General features: G+C 68.4%; 16 protein-coding genes and 1 tRNA gene. 8 read left to right on the top strand and 9 right to left on the bottom strand.

The window, feature by feature from the left end:
* Positions 1 to 186: 186 nt before the first annotated feature.
* Positions 187 to 768 carry a uracil-DNA glycosylase family protein gene (locus BCUN_RS03770; RefSeq protein WP_033518438.1) on the top strand — a complete coding sequence of 194 codons (582 nt, stop codon included), beginning with the start codon at positions 187 to 189 and terminating at the stop codon, positions 766 to 768.
* A gap of 450 nt (positions 769 to 1,218) precedes the next feature.
* Here BCUN_RS03770 and BCUN_RS03765 read toward each other — a convergent pair whose 3' ends face one another.
* The 5 genes from BCUN_RS03765 to ftsY all read right to left on the bottom strand — a co-directional run bounded on the left by BCUN_RS03765 (position 1,219) and on the right by ftsY (position 7,574).
* On the bottom strand, positions 1,219 to 1,848 hold the full coding sequence (locus tag BCUN_RS03765; protein WP_034258360.1) for a hypothetical protein: 630 nt from the start codon (positions 1,846 to 1,848) through the stop codon (positions 1,219 to 1,221).
* 539 nt (positions 1,849 to 2,387) lie between these two features.
* Entirely contained in the window at positions 2,388 to 4,244 is a 1,857-nt protein-coding gene (locus BCUN_RS03760) for a [protein-PII] uridylyltransferase family protein (RefSeq protein ID WP_033517998.1), read from the bottom strand.
* A gap of 218 nt (positions 4,245 to 4,462) precedes the next feature.
* A complete protein-coding gene (locus BCUN_RS03755) occupies positions 4,463 to 4,801 on the bottom strand; it encodes a P-II family nitrogen regulator (protein ID WP_033518000.1) in 339 nt (112 codons plus the stop codon).
* A gap of 4 nt (positions 4,802 to 4,805) precedes the next feature.
* A complete protein-coding gene (locus tag BCUN_RS03750; protein WP_033518002.1) occupies positions 4,806 to 6,116 on the bottom strand; it encodes an ammonium transporter in 1,311 nt (436 codons plus the stop codon).
* Positions 6,117 to 6,299: 183 nt separating this feature from the next.
* Entirely contained in the window at positions 6,300 to 7,574 is a 1,275-nt protein-coding gene (gene ftsY / locus BCUN_RS03745; RefSeq protein WP_033518004.1) for a signal recognition particle-docking protein FtsY, read from the bottom strand.
* Between the two features lie 65 nt (positions 7,575 to 7,639).
* Between ftsY and BCUN_RS03740 the strand changes: the two genes are divergently transcribed.
* The gene (locus tag BCUN_RS03740; RefSeq protein WP_033518006.1) at positions 7,640 to 8,308 is read left to right on the top strand and encodes a TetR/AcrR family transcriptional regulator; all 669 of its coding nucleotides are present in this window, start codon (positions 7,640 to 7,642) and stop codon (positions 8,306 to 8,308) included.
* A 51-nt stretch (positions 8,309 to 8,359) separates the two neighbouring features.
* On the opposite strand, the gene BCUN_RS03735 is transcribed toward BCUN_RS03740, so the two are convergent.
* A complete protein-coding gene (locus tag BCUN_RS03735; protein WP_033517682.1) occupies positions 8,360 to 9,889 on the bottom strand; it encodes a C69 family dipeptidase in 1,530 nt (509 codons plus the stop codon).
* Between the two features lie 24 nt (positions 9,890 to 9,913).
* The gene (locus tag BCUN_RS03730; RefSeq protein ID WP_033517680.1) at positions 9,914 to 10,864 is read right to left on the bottom strand and encodes a 3-hydroxyacyl-CoA dehydrogenase family protein; all 951 of its coding nucleotides are present in this window, start codon (positions 10,862 to 10,864) and stop codon (positions 9,914 to 9,916) included.
* Between the two features lie 146 nt (positions 10,865 to 11,010).
* Between BCUN_RS03730 and BCUN_RS03725 the strand changes: the two genes are divergently transcribed.
* The 6 genes from BCUN_RS03725 (at position 11,011) to BCUN_RS12870 (ending at position 15,882) form a co-directional block, all read left to right on the top strand.
* Positions 11,011 to 11,083, top strand: a tRNA-Lys gene (locus BCUN_RS03725).
* Between the two features lie 96 nt (positions 11,084 to 11,179).
* Positions 11,180 to 13,348 (top strand): hypothetical protein, encoded by a 2,169-nt coding sequence (locus BCUN_RS03720; protein ID WP_033517678.1) that lies wholly within the window; start codon positions 11,180 to 11,182, stop codon positions 13,346 to 13,348.
* Between the two features lie 219 nt (positions 13,349 to 13,567).
* Complete coding sequence (locus BCUN_RS03715; protein ID WP_033517676.1) at positions 13,568 to 14,245, top strand: hypothetical protein; 678 nt, start codon at positions 13,568 to 13,570, stop codon at positions 14,243 to 14,245.
* 302 nt (positions 14,246 to 14,547) lie between these two features.
* Positions 14,548 to 15,318, top strand: a complete 771-nt coding sequence (locus BCUN_RS03710) for a nitroreductase family protein (protein WP_033517674.1) — start codon at positions 14,548 to 14,550, stop codon at positions 15,316 to 15,318.
* A 69-nt stretch (positions 15,319 to 15,387) separates the two neighbouring features.
* On the top strand, positions 15,388 to 15,669 hold the full coding sequence (locus BCUN_RS12165) for a hypothetical protein (RefSeq protein ID WP_152598185.1): 282 nt from the start codon (positions 15,388 to 15,390) through the stop codon (positions 15,667 to 15,669).
* 84 nt (positions 15,670 to 15,753) lie between these two features.
* Positions 15,754 to 15,882, top strand: coding sequence for a hypothetical protein (locus tag BCUN_RS12870; RefSeq protein ID WP_274518373.1), 129 nt, complete (start codon positions 15,754 to 15,756; stop codon positions 15,880 to 15,882).
* Positions 15,883 to 15,911: 29 nt separating this feature from the next.
* On the opposite strand, the gene BCUN_RS03700 is transcribed toward BCUN_RS12870, so the two are convergent.
* Together BCUN_RS03700 and BCUN_RS03695 are read right to left on the bottom strand one after the other, a co-directional pair.
* A complete protein-coding gene (locus BCUN_RS03700; protein ID WP_033517670.1) occupies positions 15,912 to 17,357 on the bottom strand; it encodes an ABC transporter ATP-binding protein in 1,446 nt (481 codons plus the stop codon).
* Between the two features lie 137 nt (positions 17,358 to 17,494).
* Positions 17,495 to 18,178 carry an energy-coupling factor transporter transmembrane component T gene (locus BCUN_RS03695; RefSeq protein ID WP_051920684.1) on the bottom strand — a complete coding sequence of 228 codons (684 nt, stop codon included), beginning with the start codon at positions 18,176 to 18,178 and terminating at the stop codon, positions 17,495 to 17,497.
* Positions 18,179 to 18,330 lie beyond the last annotated feature (152 nt).

The raw sequence follows: 18,330 nt of genomic DNA, 5'->3' as shown, positions 1-18,330 counted from the left end.
TCGTCCGTCGCGAGTTGTGCGCTCACCGGGGGCGCACAACTCGAATTCTGCGCCCCCTGCGAGCGCACAATTCCACACGCCCGGAAAATGTGCGCAACGCCACGTTCTCCGAGAGGCGCATCCGGCTCCTTTCCCCGACTGGCCGGCCTAGAATCGAGGCCAACCGAGCATCAGCAAGGAGTGCATATGGCCACCATCGAGGAAATCACCAAGCGGATCGAGGAGGATCCGGCCAATGCGGCATTCGAGGCGGAGGGGCAGAAGCCGCTCTTCCAGGCGCCGCCGACCGCGCGCATCAACATCGTCGGACAGGCGCCGGGCGCCAAGGCCGAGGAGGCGGGCATCGTGTGGGGCGACGAGTCCGGCGACCGACTGCGCGCATGGCTCGGCGTGGACCGCGCGACCTTCTATGACTCGGGCATGTTCGCCTTGCTGCCGATGGACTTCTACTTCCCCGGCAAGTCCGCCCACGGCGACCTTGCCCCGCGCAAGGCCTTCGCGGACAAGTGGTTCCCGCAGATCCTGGACACGATGCCCGACATCCAGCTGACCGTCCTGGCCGGCAGTTCCGCCATCCACCACTTCCTGGACCTCAAGTCCAAGGACACCATCACCGACGTGGTGGAGCATTACGAGGAGTACCTGCCGCAGTACTTCCCCATCATCCACCCCTCGGGCCGCAACAACATCTGGATCGCCGAGCATCCGTGGTTCGACGCCAAGGTCATCCCCGCCCTGCAGGCGCAGGTCAGGGAGATCCTCGCGTAAGGCAGCCACATGCCTGTCGGCGCCCCCCAGTGAAGGCCTCCTTGACATGCCTTCGTCGGGGGATTGTCTTTCCGCATGAGTGCCTTCCCGCCGTGACGCTACCCACTCCGCGACACGCTGATGTGGATAACTTGGGCAAGAAAAACCTGAGTTATCCACACGATGGGGATAACTATGTGGATAGAGGCGCATATCATCCACATTCTGTGGGCAACCATGTGGATAACTTGGGGATAACTTCACGATCTGTCCATATTTCCGCATCTCTAATTTGCCAAGAGGATCAGTTTGTGATATAAGCACATTCCCTTGCGACCTATAAGAAATCTCTCGTTTTTCGTGACATTTCTGGGGCGGGCCGCCCGTGCGGACCGCGTCCTAGAAATATCACGAAAAACGAGAGATTTCTCAGGATCCATACGCAGATGGCACGGAATCCACCAGCCGGGCTCACTCCCTTGGCGCACCGACCCGCAGCACGACGACCTGGAACCCGCCGCGCGGGGGCATCACGCGCAGCACCCCGCCGTCACCATCCCATGAGGCTTCCCAGACGCCGCGCGATGCCGCCGGATGCACCTGCTCCACGCACACGTCATGCCCGGCCAGCTGCGGCAACGAGAGCGCCACGCCGTCCGCCGCCGCCCCGTCCCCGCGCACCCACACGGACACCAGCGAGTCCTTCCACTCACCCGCCGGCCGCGCATTGGCGGGGCGAGCCACCCGCCACGCGCGCCGGTACGCCGTGAGTTCCTCGATGGCGTCCGCCGGCGACGACGTGACGACGAAGGACGCGGGGCACGGTGGTGAACTCCTCGCCGGGATGCAGCACGACGTGCCAGCCGCGGTTGACCTCGGTCGGCCCGGACAGCGCCACGAGCCGTTGTGTTCGGCCTGCGCGAGCAGCGTCTGCCCCGTGACGCGGTGGGTGAGCAGGAACAGCGGCGCATACCGGCCCGTCGGCCAGGTGCCGGTGGCCGCCGATTCGCAGCCGACCAAGCAGACCGGCTCGTCGTCGCCGTAGGAGAAATGCAGGATGACGCTGCCGCCATCCCAGAAGAAGGTACCGTTCCTTGGCATGTTCAAGACCCCTTCAGGCTGGGGATGGCCACCGTACCATCGCGTCCACCCGCCGGATAGTGAGCGCTAACAAAACTATACAGTGCCATCTGAGATATCTCTGGGAACCCCATGGCAACGGCAACGGTGCCCCATGGCGTTGGGAGATATCAAATTCGGGCCCATGCCCCGGTATCCGCATTCGCAAAAGGGCGGCATTCCGCCCTTTTGCGAATGCGGATACCGGGGCATGGGCCCGAATTTGATATCTCCCAACGAAAAGAGGGCTTAAGACGCCGTTGTATCCGCATGGTTCCGGGGCTGGCGACAGATCGACAACCGTCGATGGCGGTCACGGACGATGCGTCGCAGGCGCCACGCCCGGCACCCCCGGAACCATGCCACGACGAATCGCTGGATGCACTTTTGGACAGTCCTTGGTTCGGCTGCGGCAAAAACGACTCGCCGAAGCCAATCCCGGCCAAAACACCCCATTCCCGGCGGCCGCCCCGACGCCAAAGGCCCCGTACAAACCACAGGACAACGAGAGACTCAGGGAATCACAGATGATACATCGCCGCCGCGGTCATCTGCGTCACCAACTGGGCACGCCATTTGCTCCAGCCGGCCTGGCCGGAGAGGGTCTCGCCGGGGGTGGCGCCCAGGGAGCACATGTCGGCACGGGTCAGGTCGAAGAGCATGTCGAGCACGATGCCGTCGCGGTCCACGCACTGCGCCAGTTCGCGGCCGGCCTGCGGGTCGCGCGGGTTGCGCGAACTGGCGAACTCGGACAGGGTCAGATGCTCGCGCACCAGCAAGGTCACCCAGCGCTCCACCTGCCGGGAGAAGCCCATGCGCCGCACGATCGCCTGCGCATGCCGCGCGCCTTCCGCCGCATGGTCGCCCACGCCGGGGCGCTTGCCGATGTCGTGCAGGATGCCCGCCAGCAAGAGCGCCGCGAAGTGGTCGTCGTCATAGCGCTCCCCCGAACGGGCCCTGGCGCCTGACACGGCGCAGCCGGGCCGCTCACGGCCCAGCTGCGAAGTCACCTCCACCATGTGGCGGTCGATGGTGTAGCGGTGCGCGGCGGAGGCGCTCGGCCGGTTGCGGATCGCGGACCATTCGGGCATCCAGCGCGCCGGCAGTCCCACGAAGTCGAGCTCTTCCCAGGTGCGCGCGAGGTGTTCTCCGCCGGCCAGCAGACGCAGGAACAGGGCGCGCGAGGCGTCGTCCCACGCATAGTCATGCACCGGGGCGTGCGTGAGGTTCACCAGCGTCGACGTGTTGATCGGCAGCCCGTGCTCGGCGGCGGCGACGGCCACACGCAACGGCAGGCTCGCGTCGGCCGCCACGTCGACGCCCGGTGCGAGCACCACCTCGCCCTCGTGCACGGCGACGCCCTCGTCGAGCAACTCGAAGGTCGGCGCCTCGCGACGGCCGCCCGCACGCGGCGAACGGATCTGGAAGAAGGAGAAGCGCGGCTTGTCGTGCACCAGCGTGCGCTGGGCGCGCGACGCCGTCGCGTCCAGCGAGAAGGCAATGGTGCGGCCCAGGCGGGCGAGCAGCGTGGCCAGGTCGTCGATCGACTTCGCCTCCCGCTCCCCTGCGGGGAGCGTCGGGTCGGCCAGGCCCAGCATCGCGGCCACCGGCGCCTGCCAGCGGGTGGCCAGCAGGTTCGTGTCGCGCCCCGACGCCAGGTGGATGCAGTCGCGCACGTCGAGCAGCCGCTCCACCGCGTCGTCGTAGCGGCCGTGCGGCCGGTCCGCCAGCCAGCTGGCCGCGAGCGCCGCGGTGAGCACGGTGTCGCGCAGGCCGCCGCGCGCCTCCTTGACGTCGGGCTGGTTCACATAGGGCAGGCGCGCGAAGCGTTCCAGGCGTACCTGCGCGGAGTCGAGCAGCTCCGGCAGCCGCTTGCGCGCCGCCTTGCGCCAGCGTTCCAGGATGGAGGTGGCGGTCGCGGCGACGAGTTCGCTGTCGCCGGCGACCGGCACCACGTCCAGCCAGCCCATCGCGGCGGGTAGGTCGTGGTCGGTCACCGCCTCGCACTGTGCACGGGTACGCACGGAGTGGTCGAGGTCGAGCCCGGCGTCCCACAGCGGGTACCACAGCTTGTTGGCGAAGGCGTTGAGGTCCGCCTCGCCGAGTGCGTGGCCGTCGTGGATGAGCACCAGGTCGAGGTCGCTGGCGGGGCCGAGCTGGCCGCGCGCCAGCGAGCCGACCGCGGCCAGTCCAATGCCGCGCGGGGGCACGTCGAAGGGGACGGCAGCGCAGGCCTCGTCCCACAGTTCCGCCAGCGCCTCCATCGCCAGGCGTGTGCGCGCGGCGCGCTTGGCGGCGCCGCCGCGCATCACGCCGTCCTTGTCGGGCGCGCCCAGCGTGAACATGCGCGCCTTGAGTCCATCCACCGCCGTGGCCATGGGCAGTCCTCCTTGTCGTCGGTCGCGGCCGGCCGTCGCCGCCGTCCGTGCCACGACATCGCCGCAGCGACGTCGCCGGTGCACGACGGCCGCCGTGCGGATACGAAAGGCCCCGCGCAGGGAAGGGGAAACCTGTGCGGGGCGTATGTTCACATGGTTGGTCTTGCCGGGGTCGCCCGGTCGGCGTCGCAGCCGGCCGGGCGACCGTCAGGTTGGCGTCAGATGGCGGCGGAGCCGGTCTCGCCGGTGCGCACACGCGCCACCATGTCGAGCGGCGCCACCCATACCTTGCCGTCGCCGATGGTGCCGGTGCCGGCGGACTTGACGATCACGTCCACCAGGGTCTCGGCGTCCGCGTCGTCGCACAGGACCTCCACGCGGATCTTCGGGATCAGGTCGACGGTGTATTCGGCGCCGCGGTAGACCTCGGTGTGGCCGCGCTGGCGGCCGTAGCCGTTCGCCTCGGAGACGGTCAGGCCGTGCACGCCGGCGGCCGCGAGGGCCTCCTTGACGTCGTCGAGCTTATGGGGCTGGATGATTGCGGTGATGAGCTTCATGGTCTCACTTCACTTCCCTGATGACGGAGCTTGCGGTGGCGGAGAAGTCGTAGGCGCGCTCGCCCTGGTCGGCGAGGTCGATGCCGCTGACTTCCTGGGCCTGGGTGACGCGCCAGCCGACGGTCTTCTCGAGGATGAAGGCGATGATCGTGGTGATCACCGCGGAGAAGGCCATGGCAACGACCGCGATGATGATCTGCACGACCAGCTGGCGCCAGTCGCCGCCCGCGAACAGGCCGGTGTCCTGCATGAAGAAGCCGAGGGCGACGGTGCCGACGAGGCCGCCGACGCCGTGCACGCCGACGACGTCGAGGGAGTCGTCATAGCCGAACTTGAACTTGAGCGAGCAGGCCAGGCAGGTGAGCACGCCGGCGATGGCGCCAAGGACGATGGACCACAGCGGGGAGATGACGTCGGCGGCCGGGGTGATGGCGACCAGGCCGGCGACGATACCGGAGGCGGCACCGATGGCGGTGTAGTGGCCGGTGCGGATCTTCTCGGTGAAGCCCCAGGCGAGCATGGCGGCGCCGGCGGCCAGCGACGTGGACACCCAGGCGTAGCCAGCGGTGCCGTTGGCAGCGAAGGCGGAGCCGGCGTTGAAGCCGAACCAGCCGAACCACAGCAGGAAGGCGCCGAGCATGACGAAGGGCACGTTGTGCGGGCGCATCGGCTCGGTGCCGAAGCCCTTGCGCTTGCCGATGATGAGGACGATGATGAGTGCGGCGACCGCGGCGTTGATGTGGACGACCGTGCCGCCGGCGAAGTCGTGGGCGGCGGCGCCGATGGCCTTGGAGATCGGGCCGTCGGCGGACAGCAGGCCGCCGTTCCACACCATGTGGGCCATGGGGGCGTAGTCGAAGGTGATCCACAGGGCCACGAAGATCATCCAGGTGCTGTACTTGACGCGCTCGGCGATGGCGCCGCAGATGAGCGCGACGGTGATCATGGCGAAGGCCGCCTGGAAGGCGACGTCGACGCTGGCCGGATAGGCGTTGCCGTTGAGCTCGCTCGACGTGAAGACGCCGTCCTGGGCGACCATGGTGTCCTTGAGCAGGAAGCCGGTGGCGGGATCGCCGAAGATGCCGCCGACGGATTTGCCTGCGTATGCGATCGACCAGCCCCACAGGCCCCAGATCAGGACGGTGACGGAGAGCGCGGCGGCCTCCATCATGAGCATATTGAGTACGGCCTTTGCGCGGACCATGCCGCCGTAGAAGAATGCAACACCTGGCGTCATCAGGAAGACCAGCGACGCGGACGTCAGGATCCACGCGGCATTTCCGGAATCAAGCACCTGCTTGGTAACCTCTCCCATGGCCACCTCCTTCAATCTATTTCTTGTTCTTGTTGTCTCGTGACAGTTATGGTTCTCTCTGCCGCCCCGGCGGGGCGCACATGGGTCATGGAACGCCCCCGACGTTTTGATCAGGTTACGGCAGGTTACGGTGAGGTTTCACGTCGCACACGATGTCGGGGTCGGCGTTGCGTGCGACATGCATCATTCGCCCAGGATGCCCTCCACGAAGGATTCCGGGTCGAAGGGCGCGAGGTCGTCGGGGCCTTCGCCCACGCCGACCAGCTTGACGGGCACGCCGAGCTCCTTCTGCACGGAGATGACGATGCCTCCCTTGGCGGAGCCATCCAGCTTGGTGAGCACCACGCCGGTGATGCCGATGGCCTGGGCGAACACCTTCGCCTGGGCCATGCCGTTCTGGCCGGTGGTGGCGTCCAGCACCAGGAGGACCTCCTCGACGGGCAGGTTCTTCTCGGTGACGCGACGGATCTTGCCCAGCTCGTCCATGAGGTTCGCCTTGTTCTGCAGGCGTCCGGCGGTGTCGATGATGAGCACGTCGCTCTGCTCTTCCTTGGCCTTGGCGCTGGCTTCGAAGGCGACCGACGCAGGGTCGGCGCCCTCCCTGTCGGAGCGCACGACAGGTACGCCGACCTTGGCGCCCCACGTCTCGAGCTGGTCCGCCGCAGCCGCGCGGAAGGTGTCCGCCGCGCCCAGGATGACCGACTTGTCCTCGGAGACGAACAGGCGCGCGAGCTTGCCGGCGGTGGTGGTCTTGCCGGTGCCGTTGACGCCGACCATGATGATGACGCTCGGCGTGAGTGCGTCCGGTTTCTCCGCCTCGAGGCGACGGTCCGCATCGGGGCCGACGAGGCCCAGCAGTTCCGACTTGAGCGCGGCGCGCAGCTGCGTCGGGTCGCTCTGGCCGGTGACGCGCGCGTCGGTGCGCAGCTTGTTGACGAGCTCCTCGCTGGCCTCGGCGCCGACGTCGGCCATGAGCAGCGTGTCCTCGACCTCCTCCCAGTCGTCCTCCGAGAGGTGGTCCTTGGCGAGGATGTTGAACAGCGCCTTGCCGAAGGGATTGCTTGACGTGGAGAGCCGTTCGCGCAGGCGGTGCAGGCGGCCGACCTTGCCGACGGGCTTCTCCGTTGCGGGTGCGGCCGGCTCTTCGGTCTCGACGACTTCGACCGGAGCCTGCGCCAGCACGGCTTCCTCCTGGGCTTCGGCGCCGGGAGCGGCCTTGGGAGCGGTCTCGGCCTTGCGCCGTTCCGTCTCCTCCTGCTCCTTGGCGGCCTGCGGGGCCACGGCCGGCTTGGCCGCCGCGCGTTCCGCGGCGAGGCGGGCATCCGCCTTCGCCTTCGCCTCTTCCTGTGAATTCCTGATGGCCTTCTTGCGAGACCGGTCCATCCAGATGCCGCCGGCGATGAGCAGCACCGCGATGACCACGACGGCAATGATGCCGTACACCATGTTGGTATCCATGCCTCCCAGCCTAGGCCACCTTCCAGAAAACCACCGATTTCTCAACCTCGTGGGACACTGGGGGCATGGCCACTGCTTCGAGAATGTCTTCCTACCAACGTCGTGAACAACTCATCCGCATCGGGCGTTCCCTGTTCGCCTCCAAGGGGTTCGAGGCGGTCAGCGTCGAGGAGATCGCCGCGACCGCCAAGGTGAGCAAGCCGATCGTCTACGAGCATTTCGGAGGCAAGGAGGGGCTCTATGCCGTGGTCGTGGACCGTGAGATGCGCGCCCTCAACGACACGCTGCTCGCCGCGCTTGCCAAGCCCGACGCCCACCCGCGCCAGATCGTGGAACGCACCACCCTCGCCCTCCTGACCTACATCGAGGAGAACGCGGAGGGTTTCCAGGTCCTCGTGCGCGACTCGCCCACCACCGATCCGAACAGCTCCTTCTCCTCCCTGCTCGGCGACGTCTCCACCCGCGTCGGCGAAATCCTCGAGGAATGGTTCAGGCGCCAGAAACTGCCCGCAAAGAACGCTCCGTACTATGCGCAGATGCTCGTGGGCATGACCGTGTACACCGGCCAGTACTGGGCCGACCAGCGCAAGCTCAGCAAGGAACAGCTGGCCGCCCTCATCGTGAACCTCGCCTGGAACGGCCTGCGCGGCATGGAAGCCAAGCCCACCCTGCGCTTCGAAGACGGCAGGAAGCCGCAGGAAGCCGCAGGAAGCCCCACCCAGTCCGACGACTGACAGCATGCGCCCCCGAGAAATTGTTCATTTTTTGAACAAAATCTAGGGGAGCTACTTCGTCCAGTGATCCGACATCCTGAACGCGTTGTTCATGCCGTTGCTGGCGGTCAGCAGCACCTCGTTGAGCAAGTCCTGGGTGCGGCGCTGCAGCCACGTCGCCATCTCCTGGTTCGCCTCGCCCAGCGCCACGCGCACGGCGTCGAGCGCCACGGGCTGCGCGTCGTCGGCGAGCGCGTCGGCGTCCTCGGCCAGCGAACGGTCGGTGTGCTCCACCAGCTCGTGGCCGCGCACCTGCACGTCCTCGATGTACTGCTCGACCAGCGGGTCCGTGTCGAACCAGTGGGCGTCGGCCATGACGGCGACCATGCGGTTCGTCCAGTACAGGGAATCGGTCGACGCGTCCTTGCCGGGGGTGTCGCGCAGGTAGGCGGGCGTATCCGTCACGTTCGCGTAGAAGGGCGCCGGGGCGGTGAAGGTGCCGCAGCCGAAGGAGATCCACATCACGGAGCGGTACGCCTCGGGCAGCCAGGGGCGAATCTGCATGCAGGTCATCTGGCCGGTGCGGTTCACGCCGATCGGACGGTAGCGGTGGCGGCTTTCCGCGGTTCCGGTGGTGCCGTACGGGTCGAAGTCGGTGCCCTGGAAGTGCGAGCCCATGAGGAAGGCGACGTCCTCGATGGTCACCTTGTATTCCGGCTGGCGCGCCCACGGCAGGTCCTGCGAGTTCGGCCCGTACGGCGCATCCGGCGAATCCCAGTCCTCGCTGGGATTGAGGTGGCGCTGCATGAACCAGGCGCGCGGCGTGTTGTAGATCTCGTCCTTCGGCGTGGCCGTGCCGAAGGAGGCGCGCGGGTCGAAGTGCGAAGGGCTGTGGTCGTTGTAGCTCAGCGTGCGGTCGAGGTGGTGTTCGTCGATGAAATCGCGCAGGTCGGGGCTGCACATCGAGTTGCGGCGCTCGCTGTAGGCGTCGTCGAGGTCGAGGCCGTCGATGCCCAGCTGGTTGGGGATCGCCGCGTAGCAGTCGTCGGGCAGGCGGCGCGCCATCCAGTGGTGGCCGCCGATGGTCTCCATGTACCAGACTTCGTCGGCGTCGGAGAAGATGATGCCGTTCGACTCGTAGGTGCCGACCTCGGCGAGCAGCGCGCCGAGCCGTTCGACGCCCTCGCGCGCCGTACGCACGTAGGGCAGCACGATGGTGATGATGTCCTCCTCGCCGATGCCGCCGGGCGTGCCCGTGGCCTCGTCGTAGGCGACGAAGGGGTCGGCGGCGAGCACGCGCGGGTTGACGGCGATCGTCTCGGTGGCGCTCATGGCCACGTTGTGCTCGTTGACGCCGGATTCGGCGAGCACGCCGCGATTGGGCAGCACGTCCGGCACGATGGAGTACCGGCAGGGGTCGTCGGGCAGGTCGAGCGTCATGTGGCTGATGACGCTGTGGTATTCACGCGGTTGGTCGGCGGGCGCGATGACCACGAAATGCTTGGGATCGTACTTGCCGCTGCCCGAGTCGTCGTTGCGGGCGATGATGGTGGAGCCGTCGTAGCTGGCGGCCTTTCCTACGATGAGCGTGGTGCATGACATGCGCTCCAGCGTAGTGCGTGGCGTTTACTTGGCGTCGGCCTCCATCGCCTCCATCAGCCGGCGGTCGCGCATCGCGATGCGCTCCTGCGCGTCGTCGCCGGTCCAGTCGTAGAAGCCGCGGCCGGTCTTCTGGCCGAGGTCGCCGCGCGCGACCATCGCGGCGAGTGTGGGGTCGCCGTCGGTGTCCGAGCAGATGTCCGCATACAGGTACGCGGCCACGTGGTCGAAGGTGTCGAGGCCGCCGAGGTCCGCGCTCGCGAGCGGGCCGAGGATGCTCCAGCGCAGGCCCAGGCTGTTCTCCATGACCGTGTCCACGGTGGCCGCGTCGGCGATGCCCTCGCGCACGATGGACGTGGCCTCGCGCAACACCGCGCACTGCAGCCGGTTGCCGACGAAGCCGAGCGCCTCGCGGCTCAGCCGTGCCGGCTTCTTGCCGATCGCGGCCATGAGCGCGGTGGTGGTGGCCGCAACCTCGGGGTCGGTCGCCTCGCCGGGCACGACCTCCACGAGCGGCATGAGCTGCGCGGGATTCCAGAAATGCGCGACGACGAGACGTTCGGGATGCCTGAGCGCGCCTTGGATGGCGGTGGGCGACAGGCCCGACGTGTTCGTCGCGAAGATGGCGTCCGCCGGTGACGCCTCCTCGACCTGCGCCCAGACACGCTGCTTCGTGGGCAGGTCCTCGACGATGGACTCAATGACGAAGTCCGCATCGGCGACGCCTTCGGCGATGTCATGCGTCGGCGTGATGCGCGCCAGGACGGCGTCGACGTCGCCGCCCGGCAGCAGGCCGTGCGCGGCGAGTTCCTCCGCGTCGGCGCGGATGCGCGCCATCGCCGTGTCCAGGTCGAGCGGGCCGGGCTCGACGAGTGCCACCGGGTAGCCGTGCATGGCGAACTGCAAGGCCGTCGCATGCCCCATGGTGCCCGCGCCGATGTTGGCCACGCGCGTGATGTCTTCCAGTTGCTTCGTCATGATGCGCCCCTTTGCGTCCAATGTGACGGATGGTCCGGTCACATTCTACGGCGCTGCCGCCTCGACGGACCAATCGCCGGGCAGCGCGACATCGGCGCGTCCGGTTGCACGGGTGGGTAGGGTTGTTGTATAATGACGCCTCGTATGCCCCTCTAGCTCAACGGTTAGAGCAGCGTCCTTTTAAGTCGTGGGTTGTGGGTTCGAATCCCACGGGGGGTACCGCAAGCCCTTGGAACCAATGGCTCCAAGGGCTTTTTGCATCCGGTACAATGGGAACCCACCAACGACGACCATTGGCACACGAGGAGGCGAGCCATGGCCAAACGACACCGCACACGCACCGATGCCAGCACCGACCCCGCCACCCCCGCACGCCCGGTACCCCGGCACTCCCCCTTCCACGGACAGACCCTGCGCAACGGCCTGGACGCATCCCAGCTCGTCATCTGGCTCAACCGTTCCCAGCGTCCGCTGCCGACCGTCCTGCTCACACGACGGCCCAACTCACCCAACCCGCTGCCTGCCGTCCTGAACGAGATCGGCGACGAAGCCGACGTCACGCTCATCGCAGGCGATGCCATCCAATCGCTCCGTCAGACCGGCTCCCTCGGCACCGTCGCCCCCTACGGCGGCGCCGCGCGAATCTTCCCCACCGACGATCGCTGGATCGACCACCCCAGCGCCACCCGGATCGTCAGATGGCAGGACGATCCGCAGCAACTGGTGCAGGACATCGCCCACGCCCTACGCCGGTTCGCCTCCCGCACCACGCCGGCCATGCCACCCGGGCAATCCCGCTCCCCCGCCGATCCGCAGCGCACCCCGCTGGCCATGTCCCCAACCAGATCCGCACCCCCTGCCCTGCAGCTCGGCCCCGACCATCCGCACGTCACCGTCGACGCCGCCCATGCCCAGGCCGCCATCGACCACATCAGGTCCCATCGCCGCCCCCTGGTCCTCGTCACCGCCCCCAATGCCACCGGCGTGCCGATCGTCGACGTCGACGCCATCCTGGAAGCCACCGACGGCCGCGCGGATATCATCGAGATCGACGACCCTACCGTCACCCGCACCGTCACCACCGCCCTGCCGCCGGAACTGCGCGCGTGGAACGGCGCCGTGCGCGTGGTCGCCGGCGACCGTCACCCGCGCATCTTCCCGCGGTCGCAAGCCGACGGCCGTCACGCCACGGAGCAGGTCATCGAGACACTGCTCGGCTTCATCTACGCCGGCGGCTATACAGCGGCCGGCACTGCGGCTGCCGCGCCCGCCGCCCGGCCGGCCAAGGCGACCGTCCGCCAGATCGTCGGCTCGCGCGTCGTGCTGCAGGACGATGCGCGGCACACCTTGGCTTTCGACAGCCGCGCCATCGTCGAGGAGGCGCAGCTGCCGACCGTGCGGCTGTTCGCCGTCGGCCAGCGGCTGCATGGCACCGTGCGGACCGGCAGCACCGACTTCACGCCCGAACTGCGCTGGCGCGACGGCCGCAGCGCCGTCGCCGCCTACGCGCCGGGCAGCACCGTGCTCGGCCGCGCGGTGCGTGTCTTCGACGACCGCATGCGCGTCGAACTGTTCCCCGCCGCCGCAGGCCAGGATGCCGTCAGCGTCGCCGTGACCGCCGCCGAACTGCTCGACGGCACGCCGCACTCCGCGGACACCGACCTGCGGCCGGTCGTGCCCGAGGGGGCCACGGTCGCCTTGCATATCCGTAACCACGGCGCCGACGGCTGGCAGTTTGCCGTGCCCGACCCGGCAATGCCCGTCGTGCCGGCGCCGTCCATACTCGACGGCGGCCCCTCCTGGCTCGGGCCGGCCGGGGCCTTCGACTGGGTGGAGCGTCTGCAGGGTCCGCATACCCTCGCCGAGCTGCCCGTCGAACGACTGCTCGAGTCCGTCGGCAGCGTGGAGGATGCGCGGAGCGCCATCGGGCGGTTGCATGCGCAGTTGCGGGATGCGCGCAGCCGTGCGGACCGGCTGGCCCGCACGAACCGCGAACTCGAGGAGACCAACCAGCGGCTGCGGCAGCACAACCGCGACTATGCACGTACGGTCGAGGCCAGCGATGTGCTGGCGCCGTTCCGGGAGCGCTTCGCCACGCCTGCCGACCGCATGGACTGGGAACTGCGCGCGACGGCAATCCTGCAGATGAGTCCCGAGGACCGCCGGCGCCATCCGCTGCCCGATTCCTGGGGCTACGGCGGCGGGTTCTTCGACTCGGTGGATGCCTGCCCGGACATGGCCCGCAACTCGCTGCTGCGCACCATGCTGGCGGTGGCGTGCCGGCTGGACGACGACTTGCGGGGCCTGGAACTGCACGCCCTGCGCACGGGTCCGGGCGGCGACAACCCGCAGCGGCGCGATGAGCAAGGGCGACCCATCTTCCGTGCCACGATCCATGGGCAGTACCGGCTGCATTTCGTGCGCGACGAGGATGGTGCACCGGTGTTCCTGTCCGCCACAAGGCACGAGGGCGAGCTGCGGTGAGGTCAGGCGGCGCCTGAATCCCCCTTTTTCGGCGAGATTGGCTTCGGAGAGTCGTCTTCGTACCTTGCGCACAACTCCTTCACCTGGTTGCCAGCCTGTTCTCAGCGAGCCGGCAGCTACCTTTTGGTTGCCTTGCAGCCGGATTGCATGCTCGCTTGGTGTACTGGTATCCATCACGAACGGGGAACTGAGAGTTCCGAGAGTCTTGAAGGAGTGGCAATGGCCAACCAGAACAACAGCAACCTGAACAACTTCACCAACGACGAGCAGCCGACCGAGACCATGGCGCCGGCGACCAAGCGCATCGAGACGACTGCGCAGCCGACAGGCGCGCAGGGCTACGAGCGTCCCTACGTCTTCGCCCAGGAGGCAGGCCGGAACGCCGGCCAGCAGTACGCGCAGCAGGCCGAGCAACCGCAGTACGCCGCCCCGGAACCCCCTGCGGGCGACGGCGCGACGGCCGCGACCCGCGTGCACGACAAGCTGAGCAACAAGATGATCGCCTTCGTGGTCGGCATCTCCCTGGCCTGCGGCCTGGCCGCCGGCGTGGCGGGCACCGCGATCGCGAACGCCGTCAACGGCTCGAACGACCGCACCCACTCTTGGCACATGGCCGAAGGCGACTCCGATTCCAGGCCTTCCCTGCCGGAGGACATGCAAGGCCAGCTGGGCCAGGACGGCTCGGACGCGGATGGCGAGATGGGCTTCGGCGACATGGATTTCGATGACATGGGCGGCCGCGGCGGCATGCGCGGCAAGCGCGGCATGATCGCCCCGGACCAGCAGGCCCCGCAGGATGGCGAGCAATCCGACGGCGACGACACCACCGACAAGGATTCCTCCGGCTCGGACAAGGACTCCTCCGACACCGCCACCTCCAGCTTCCTGGCGCTGTAGGGCGTCATGGCCTGACGGACGACCATCTTGGACCGGCTTCCCGATGATTCGGGAAGCCGGTTTTTCCGTAAGCGCCATCCGGCCGACGGCACGATGCGCCACCTGCCGGAAAGATGACCATGCTGCGGTACGCCACCGCGTGGATGCCTTCCCGTGAATCATCGGCGGCGTTCAGGCCCCTGCCGGGCGTGCGCATGCATCCCACCGCCGCCCAAGCTACAATATGAAGGCCTCACACATGCCGCGACGTTCTTGCGATGCGCATGATGCACATCATGCGAAATCGTACAGGAAGGAAAAACATGGATACCCTTGATGCCATGAAACGGCGCCACTCCACGCGCGCATACACGGGCGAGGCCCTGACGGCCGCGGAACGTGCGACCGTGGAGGCACTCGTCGCAGAAGCCGTCGCGGGCGAGACGCAGGTCTCCATGCAGTTCGCGGCTGCCGACGGCACCGCCTTCGACGCCCGGTTCGACAAGGTGAGCTACTACGGCCGTTTCAAGGATGTGCCCGCCTGCGTGATCCTGGCCTCGCCGGCCACCCCCGAAGGCCTGCGCGCGACCGGCCATGCGGGCGAGACGCTGGTGCTTGCCTTGACCGGGCACGGCCTGGATACGTGCTGGGCGGGCGGCGTCATCGAAACCGCCGACAGGACAATCGGCGCGGAAAGCGAGGAGTTCGACGCCTTCGTCGAACACTCCGCGGAGCCCGTCGACGTGGATGCCCTTACCGACGCCGCCGCACGCTTCCACATCGCCATCACCCTCGGCCACGCCCTTCGTCCCGGCCATCCGCACCGGTCCAAGCCCATCGCCGACCTGCTGGCCGACGGCACCGACCCGGATGCCCTCCCCGACTGGTTCGCGGCCGGCATGGAGGGTGTGCAGCTGGCGCCGTCCGCCCTCAACCGCCAGAACGTGCGCTTCGCCCCGACGGCAGGCCCTGCCGAAACGCACACCGTCCGCGTGACGGACGTCGGCGGCCTGTTGGCGAAGGTCAACACGGGCGTGGCGATGCTGCACTTCGAGCAAGCCGCTGGCGTCCCCGTCGAGTTCGTCCTCGACTGACCACCCCGCAGCTGAATTTGGGCACCCGGCATGTGCGTCGGGCCGCCAATCCGACTACCCTAACCAACCATGAAGAGCGAGGACCTGACCGTTGCCGTGATCGGCAACCCCTCTGCCGCGAAAGGCGCCGGTGCGAAGTACGGCACCCGCGTATTCGAACTGCTCGGGCAGGCCGGCCACGACCATGGCTTCACCGCAATCGAACCAGCTACGACGACTCACTGCGCATCGCACGCGACCGCTGGAACGACTGCGACTGCCTCGTGGTGGTGGGCGGCACGGACAAGCCGCTCGGCGTGGTGGCGATGGGCTGGGGCAACGATTTCGCCCACGGACTCGACCTGCCCGTGAACCGCTTGGAGACCGCCGTCGAGGGCATCGTCGGCGCGCTGGTGCACCGCTGCCAGGTGAGCGTCGACCTGGGGGCACCTCCGCTTGGTGCCCGACCCCGGCTCGGTGGCCCTGGACCCCAGCACCGGCGAGACGTCAGCAGACCCGCAACCCATCGCCCGCGACGGACGCGACCCGGCAACGGGCGCCTTCCTGGACGAACTTGCCGAGTGAAGATTTTGTTCAAAAAATGAACAATTTCTTCAGAGGGCGACCACCCCGTCACACCACTGCGCCACCAGCTCGTCGTCATGCGTGACGACCAGCACAGCCACGCTGCGGTCGGCGAGGCGGCGCAGCAGGCGGCCGACCTGCATCATGTGGGCGTGGTCGAGGCCGCTGGTGGGTTCGTCGAGCACCACGAAACGCTTGCCTGCCATGAGGGCGGTCGCAATCGCCAGCCGCTGCTGCTGGCCGCCGGACAGGCTCATGGGGTGACGGTCCGCCAGGTCGAGCAGGTCGAGGTCGCGCAGCAACCCGTCGCACTTCGCACGCGCCTCGTCACCGTCGTCACCGTCACGCACCTCCGCCATGAGCTCGCCGCGCACGCTGTCGGCGAAGAGCTGGTAGTGCACGTCCTGCATGACGAGCGCGGCGCCCCGCGTCAGCGCACGCCGCGACGCCGGCCGGCCGTCGAGCTCGATCCGCCCTTCGCACGCCGGCTGCAGTCCGCACAGGGTGCGCACGAGCGTCGACTTGCCGGCGCCGTTGCGGCCCATGAGACCCACCATCTGGCCCGCGAACAGCTGCAGGTCGGGCACCGCCTTCGCGAAGCCGCCGACGCGCCGGCGCAGCAGCCCGCGCCGGCCGTAGCCGACGACGAGGTCGTGCGTGGCCAGCACCGGCGTCCCCTCCCCGCCCGGCAGTCCGCGCTCCACGAGGCGTGCCGTCGCCTCGCGCGCCGACGTGACGTCGAGGGCGCGCAATCCCCATTCGCGACGCCGCTCGGCCGGCAGCGCGGCGAACTCGCACGCGTCCCACGAACCGGCGATGCGGCCGTCCTCCACGAGCACATACCGGTCGACGAGGTCGGCGCACCAGGCGAGCCGGTGTTCGGCGATGACGATGGTGACGCCGTCGCGCTTGAGTTCGGCGAGCATGTCGTGCAGGCGCACCATGGCGTCGGCGTCGAGGTTGCCGGTCGGCTCGTCGAGGACGAGCACGCCCGGGTCGAGCACGGTGGCGGCGGCCACGGCCAGCTGTTGCTGCTGGCCGCCGGAGAGTTCCATGACGTTGCGGTCAAGCAGGTGCGGGATGCCGAAGCGCATGATGGCACGGCGCACGCGACCGTGGATCTCGCCGGAGGGCAGTCCCGCGTTCTCGCAGGGGAAGGACAGCTCGTCCGTGGAGTTCGCGTGGAAGTATTGCGTCTTGGGGTTCTGGAAGACGGAGCCGACGGTGCCGTTGTAGTCCTGGACCGACGACTGCCCCGCGACGAGCCCGCCGACGCGCGCCTCGCCGTCCAGCCGCCCGGCGAAATGCTCGGGCGCCAGCCCGTTGAGCAGGCGCGTGACGGTCGTCTTGCCGCAGCCGGAGCGTCCCGTGACCATGACGCATTCGCCGGGTGCGAAGGTCGCGGTGACGTCCGTGAGCGCGGGCGGCCGGCCGTCGTAGGCGAAGGTGACGTCGGTGAGCGAGGCGGTGGGCAAGTCAGCTCCTTAAGTAAGTGAGTGCGGTGGCGCTGCCCTTCTGGCCTTAGAAATTGTTCATTTTTCTGAACAAAATCTAGGATGCGGGCCGCGCATGCGTCCTGCCCCTAGATTTTGTTCAGAAAAATGAACAATTTCTAGAGGAAAAGCGCCAGCACGACGGGCACGGCGCACAGCGCCATCGCGACGGCGTCGCGCAGGCGCAGGCGCAGCTGGGCGAGGCTGGTGACGGGGCCGTCGGCGCCCAGTCCCTTGGTCAGGGCGGCGACGGTGAGGTCCTGCGCCACGGTGACGGCGTTCATGAGCAGCGGCACCAGGGTGCGGTCGAGTGCATCCAGCGGGTTGCGGGTGCCGCCACGCAGGCGCTGCGCGTGGCGGATCTGCCGCCAGTCGTGGCGGATGGTCGGGAAGAAGCGCATGAGCACGACGATGGGCACCACGACGACCGTGGGCACGTGCATGCGGCGCATGGCGCACACGAAGTCGCCGGGCCGGGTGGTCAACACCGCGGACAGGCCGGCGATCATGCAGGGCAGCATCATGCACAGGGCCGCCGCAGTGGCGCCAAGCAGGTGCAGCCACGGCAGCGCACCGACGAGGGGCGCGACCGCGAACTGCACGGCGACGAGCCCGAAGTACAGGCCGAGCATGCGCACGCCGGTCCCGCGCCTGGGGCCGGCAAGCAGCGGCACGGCGAAGAGCACGGCGGCGACTGCCTCGATGGAGGCCGGCGCGTGCAGGAACATGAGGAGGTTGGAGCTGACGACCATGGCCAGCTTGGTGCGCGGGTCGAGGTAGAGCGGCCCGCGCGACGCCAGCACCCGGACAGGCGGCGCGTTGCGCGGCGGTCAGCTTGGCGGCGACCGCGCCATGCCGCGACGCGGACGGCTCCCCGGCGAGGTCGGCCGACGGCCCGCCGGCCGCCGCGTCCCCCGGCCATGCCGGCCGCACGGCGGCCCGCAGCATGGCGTCG

Source organism: Bifidobacterium cuniculi, assembly GCF_000741575.1.
GTDB classification, from domain to species: domain Bacteria; phylum Actinomycetota; class Actinomycetes; order Actinomycetales; family Bifidobacteriaceae; genus Bifidobacterium; species Bifidobacterium cuniculi.
This window is presented reverse-complemented; position numbering and strand designations above follow the sequence as displayed.